Below are 3,950 nucleotides of genomic sequence, written 5' to 3' on the forward strand. Positions count from 1 at the left end.
GCGGTGGGTCAGACAACATTGATGGTGACTGATCCACCGCTTTCGCGAGCAAGCCCGCTCCCACAGGGATTTGTGCCACACCTCTAATTTCTGCCAATACCTATAACAAGAAACCGGAGAACCACCATGTCGTTAAGCGTGTTCGACCTGTTCAAGATTGGCATCGGCCCCTCCAGTTCCCACACCGTCGGCCCGATGCGTGCCGCTGCGCGCTTCGCCGAAGGTTTGCGCCGCGATAACCTGCTTGAAGCCACCGCCTGCGTCAAAGTCGAGCTGTATGGTTCGCTCGGTGCCACCGGCAAGGGCCACGGCAGTGACAAGGCTGTGCTGCTCGGCCTGGAAGGCGAACACCCGGACACCGTGGATACAGAGACCGTCGCCGCGCGCCTGCAAGAGATTCGCGGCAACGGCCGCTTGAACCTGCTCGGCGAACACAGCATTGCGTTCAACGAGAAAGAACACCTGGCGATGATTCGCAAACCGTTGGCCTATCATCCCAACGGCATGATTTTCCGCGCCTTCGACGCCGCGGGCCTGCAGATCCGCAGCCGCGAGTACTACTCGGTCGGCGGCGGCTTTGTGGTCGACGAGGACGCCGCCGGCGCCGACCGCATCGTCGAAGACGCCACACCCCTGACCTTTCCGTTCAAAAGCGCCAAGGATCTTCTCGGTCATTGCGTCAAATACGGGCTGTCCATCAGCCAGGTGATGTTGACCAACGAAAGCGCCTGGCGTCCGGAAGCGGAAACCCGCGCCGGCCTGCTGAAAATCTGGCAAGTGATGCAGGACTGCGTCGCCGCCGGATGCCGCAATGAAGGCATCCTGCCCGGTGGGCTGAAGGTCAAGCGCCGGGCCGCCGCACTGCATCGGCAATTGTGCAAGAACCCGGAATCGTCGTTGCGCGATCCCCTGTCGGTGCTGGACTGGGTCAACCTCTACGCGCTGGCGGTCAACGAAGAAAACGCCAATGGCGGGCGCGTGGTCACGGCACCGACCAACGGCGCGGCCGGGATCATTCCGGCGGTGCTGCATTACTACATGCGCTTCATCCCCGGCGCGAATGACGACGGCGTGGTGCGCTTTCTGCTCACTGCCGCAGCCATCGGCATTCTGTACAAGGAAAACGCCTCGATTTCCGGCGCCGAGGTCGGCTGTCAGGGTGAAGTCGGCGTCGCCTGCTCGATGGCCGCCGGTGCCTTGTGCGAAGTACTCGGCGGCAGCGTGCAGCAAGTGGAAAACGCCGCGGAAATCGGCATGGAACACAACCTCGGACTGACCTGCGACCCGATTGGCGGGCTGGTGCAAGTGCCTTGCATCGAGCGCAACGCCATGGGCTCGGTCAAGGCCATCAATGCGGTGCGCATGGCGTTGCGCGGCGATGGACAACACTTCGTCTCCCTCGACAAGGTCATCCGCACCATGCGCCAGACCGGCGCCGACATGAAAAGTAAATACAAGGAAACCGCCCGTGGCGGTTTGGCGGTCAACATTATCGAGTGCTGATGCGCGCTCATCTGCACCCTTTTTCAGGAGCTGAATATGTCCACCGAACAACTGTTGAAAACTCCGTTGCACGCACTGCACATCGAACTCGGCGCCCGCATGGTGCCCTTCGCCGGCTACGACATGCCCGTGCAGTACCCGCTGGGCGTGATGAAAGAACACCAGCACACCCGCGACCAGGCGGGGTTGTTCGATGTCTCGCACATGGGCCAGATTCGCCTGACCGGCGCCAATGCCGCCAAGGCCCTGGAAACCCTGGTGCCTGTGGACATCATCGACCTGCCAGTGGGCATGCAACGCTACGCGATGTTCACCAATGCGACGGGCGGCATCCTCGATGACCTGATGGTCGCCAACCTGGGTAATGACGAACTGTTCCTGGTGGTCAACGCCGCCTGCAAGGACCAGGACCTGGCACATCTGCGCAAGCACATTGGCGACCAGTGCACGATCGAACCGCTGTTCGAAGAGCGCGCCCTGCTCGCCCTGCAAGGCCCGGCTGCAGTGACCGTGCTTGCACGTCTGGCCCCTGAAGTGGCGAAGATGACCTTCATGCAGTTCGCCCGCGTGAAGCTGCTGGGCGTGGACTGCTTTGTCAGCCGTTCGGGTTACACCGGTGAAGACGGTTTCGAAATTTCCGTACCCGCCACCAACGCCGAAGCCCTGGCTCGAGCCCTGCTCGCTGAAGCCGAAGTGGCCGCCATCGGCCTGGGCGCCCGCGACTCCCTGCGCCTGGAAGCGGGTTTGTGCCTGTACGGCCACGACATGAACACCGACACCACCCCGATCGAAGCGAGCCTGCTGTGGGCGATCTCCAAGCCACGTCGCGCTGATGGCGCACGGGCCGGCGGCTTCCCTGGCGCCGAAAGCGTATTCGCCCAGCAACAGGCAGGCGTGAGCCGCAAACGTGTAGGTCTGCTACCACAGGAACGTACACCCGTGCGCGAAGGCGCCGAGATCGTCAACGAAGCCGGTGACATCATCGGCAGCGTCTGCAGCGGTGGTTTCGGGCCAACCCTGGGCGGCCCGCTAGCCATGGGTTACGTCGACAGCGCTTACATCGCACTGGACACACCGGTCTGGGCGATCGTTCGTGGGAAAAAGGTGCCTTTGCTTGTAAGCAAAATGCCATTTGTTCCACAACGCTACTATCGCGGCTGATTGAATGTTCCTATAAGTAACGCGGTTGCGTTAACGGTGCACTAATGTGTAACGCAACCGCCATAAAATAGTGCATTGTTTGGCTATAAGCTTCGATTATGAACTTTACTTATAACGATCGAAAACAATTGAACAAGGTTAGTGAATAAGGCCCCACTAGTGGACTTACTTTGCCATCAACCTGAGGAAATACGGGGCCTACACGGGGCTTGTTTTTTCTCCCGTAGTTGGCGTAGAGTTTGTTCACTGTGTTTGCATGGGTCGCTTGGAATCGTGACCTGGGCAGTAGCCTACAAGTTAGCTACATCCCGTTCGACGTCTTCTTACTCTCCTGCAACCAGCCCCAGTACTCTTTCATGAGAAGGAGACTGTCATTAATTTTTGCGTCAAAGGAAATAAGAAATGTCCCAACGTCAGAGCGGTACCGTCAAGTGGTTTAACGACGAGAAAGGTTTTGGTTTTATCACTCCTGAAAGCGGTCCGGATCTGTTCGTGCATTTCCGCGCCATCCAGGGCAACGGCTTCAAGAGCCTGAAAGAAGGCCAGAAAGTGACTTTCATCGCCGTGCAGGGCCAGAAAGGCATGCAGGCTGACGAAGTACAAGCAGAAGCCTAATCTTCTGTAACGAAAAAGCCCCTGATGCTGACATCAGGGGCTTTTTTGTGCGCGTAAATCCGTAAAATGGCTTCTTTTTCGCCGAGAGCCTGCCATGTCGAAACACCTGCTTACCCCCCAGGGCGACTTTCCTGCCGCTGGCCTGGGTCGTCGCCTGGCAGCCATGTTCTATGATTTCCTGCTGTGCACCGCCCTGCTGATCGTCACCAGCGGCATCTACAAGATGATCCAGATGGCGATCATCGGCGAAGAAAGGATGCGCACCCTTACCGAAGCCGGGGCGCTGGACGGCGATCCCCTGCTCTCCACGGTCCTGCTGTTCGTACTGTTCGGCTTCTTCGCCAAATTCTGGACCTGGTCCGGTCAGACCCTGGGCATGCAGGTCTGGTGCATCCGCGTGCAGAATGCCGATGGCTCGTCCATCAGCCTGTGGCAGGCGCTGCTGCGCTTTGTGGTGTCGATTGCTTCGTTGCTGTGTGTTGGCCTGGGATTCTTCTGGTCGCTGTTCGACAAACAGAAACGCAGCTGGCATGACATCTACTCCAATACCGAACTGGTGCGGATTCCGAAGAAGACCAAGTAATCCCTGAACACACAAACCAATGTGGGAGCGGGCTTGCTCGCGAAGGCGTAGTGTCAGCTGATATCAATGCTGCCTGACACTACGCCTT

General features: G+C 58.9%; 4 protein-coding genes. All 4 read left to right on the forward strand.

The window, feature by feature from the left end:
• The first annotated feature begins 126 nt into the window (after positions 1-126).
• The 4 genes from KGB29_RS25820 (at position 127) to KGB29_RS25835 (ending at position 3,862) form a co-directional block, all read left to right on the forward strand.
• A complete protein-coding gene (locus KGB29_RS25820) occupies positions 127-1,503 on the forward strand; it encodes an L-serine ammonia-lyase (protein WP_150813298.1) in 1,377 nt (458 codons plus the stop codon).
• 36 nt (positions 1,504-1,539) lie between these two features.
• Positions 1,540-2,664, forward strand: coding sequence for a glycine cleavage system aminomethyltransferase GcvT (gcvT, locus tag KGB29_RS25825; protein ID WP_090457442.1), 1,125 nt, complete (start codon positions 1,540-1,542; stop codon positions 2,662-2,664).
• A 402-nt stretch (positions 2,665-3,066) separates the two neighbouring features.
• Positions 3,067-3,279 carry a cold-shock protein gene (locus KGB29_RS25830; RefSeq protein WP_007977299.1) on the forward strand — a complete coding sequence of 71 codons (213 nt, stop codon included), beginning with the start codon at positions 3,067-3,069 and terminating at the stop codon, positions 3,277-3,279.
• Positions 3,280-3,373: 94 nt separating this feature from the next.
• Complete coding sequence (locus KGB29_RS25835; RefSeq protein ID WP_057713522.1) at positions 3,374-3,862, forward strand: RDD family protein; 489 nt, start codon at positions 3,374-3,376, stop codon at positions 3,860-3,862.
• The last annotated feature ends 88 nt before the right edge of the window (positions 3,863-3,950 follow it).

Origin of the sequence: Pseudomonas sp. BF-B-30, assembly GCF_019956305.1 — a bacterium.
In the GTDB taxonomy this organism is placed as follows: Bacteria; Pseudomonadota; Gammaproteobacteria; order Pseudomonadales; family Pseudomonadaceae; genus Aquipseudomonas; species Aquipseudomonas jessenii.